2 protein-coding genes are annotated in these 1,874 nt (G+C 43.3%); both read right to left on the reverse strand.

The genetic code is table 11. The annotated features are described in order from the left end of the window. Positions 1-644 (reverse strand): hypothetical protein (locus AC1DP6_RS36405; protein ID WP_477059296.1); only part of this gene is annotated, 644 nt, incomplete at its 3' end. Between the two features lie 90 nt (positions 645-734). Beyond that, the coding region (locus tag AC1DP6_RS36410; RefSeq protein ID WP_477059297.1) for a thiol-activated cytolysin family protein at positions 735-1,874 on the reverse strand (1,140 nt) is incomplete at its 5' end.

Genomic DNA, 1,874 nt, shown 5'->3' on the forward strand with positions numbered 1-1,874 from the left:
AACTCCTGGTAGTAGCTGAATGATTTCATTTCATAATTGAAGGTGGAAAATCCCCCCTTGCCTGCAAATTCATTTTTTAATGCATCCCGCACCACCTGCCGCATGGCGCTGGAAGAGGCTACCGGAATCACTTTAGACACCTTTTGCGGGGAGGTGGGAATGGATACGGAGACGGTGATAGGTCTGGAGTAGCCATAGATCCCTTTCAATACAAAATCAGCTACCGTACTTCCCTGTATAATAGAACCCGGGTATACATCATTGGAGATAGTAGTGTTCGTAACAAATTCATTCGCATTGAACATCTCTGTATAAATGGAGGTCGCATCGTTAGCACCATTTGTAAACCTGATACCTGTAGGCTCAACTCCTGCAATTGTTCCGGGAGCACCGTTCAGCTTGCGGTGGTTCAATACAGATTCCAGTGTAAGCAGTACATCAGCGTTCTTTTTTGGGTTCAAAACATCCACCTTTACAACAGGCGGTACAAACTTAGGTAATGCTGCAAGACCATTGCGACCGGTCTTTGTTACATCTGACAGTTCCTTCCTGCCACAACTGCAACATAGTAACACAGCGAGTATGCCGGTAATTATTTTACGGCTACTACGCTGGTAAGAAAAAAACATGGATTGATATATCATACAATAGAATTAAAGCAGTTAATTTTTCTTTTCTACAGAATAATGGTAGTTATAGATACCAGTAATAATTTTTTTAGAATCAGTCATTCGTCAGGGGTTTTTATAGGTAGTTGGTATCTGAATATACCCGTCACCGTCCGACAGGAAATAGTCATTGGTGAAACGGATAGAATTGGCGGGTGTTCTGGGATTACCCAATCCAATGAATTTCAATAATATGGTGTTTTTATAGACCAGTGAGCGAGTCGCCCCTTTAGTTGTATTCCGGAACGATTCAGAAGAAGTAAACACCTCTGTTTCAGTAGGATTATCAGGATTGATGGGGTACTCCTTCTTGTTGGTGGTGCCAATATTGAACTTTATAAAATTATAACCGGATGTAGGTACCGTACCATTAGGATCCTGGTAGTAAGCAAGGTATATATCTGCAGTATACGTTTCGTTTCTGGCGGCATCATAACTAAATGGCTTCTTTTCATATTCCAGTCGTGCATACACCTTATCAAAGGGGCCATAGTTAACTTCGAAAGGAGCGGCCACATTGCCGTCATCATTTACGTAACGCATCTTAAAAGTAATAGGCACACCTGGTGACTCTGGTGTATAAGTAAGCCCTTTGGTGATCAGTTCTGCGAGTCCGGCCAGCCCGGTAATGGTGCGTACGGCATCTTCTCCGCTTACACCCGCAACAGATACTTTTATCTCTGCAGCATCAATGAWGGCCTTTTCATCCGTTGTCAGTGAACTGCTGCCATTAACGATGCCAAGAACACTAAATGCCTTCCGGAATACTGTCGTGGCGGTTTCTTCTTCCGCATCTGTTTCTATTGTCATAATTCCAAGCCGGCCATAGGTTACGCTGCTTACATACAATGGTGCTACGCCTCCAAATACAGATGGATCTGTATTCCGGTCGATCAGTTCTCCGGCCTCCGGAATATCCATATCTATGGTAAAGTTCTGTTGCAGGAACTTTACCATGATACCTGTTTTCCTGGAAACAGCATCTACATTCCTTCCGCTGCTGGTAGCATTGTTAACAAAGAGCAGGTTGGTTTTTGAATTATATCCGTATAATTCTTTCAACTCCTGGTAGTAGCTGAATGATTTCATTTCATAATTGAAGGTGGAAAATCCCCCCTTGCCTGCAAATTCATTTTTTAATGCATCCCGCACCACCTGCCGCATGGCGCTGGAAGAGGCTACCGGAATCACTTTAGACACCTTTTG

The sequence above is a fragment of the Chitinophaga sp. 01L420 genome, from assembly GCF_056399985.1.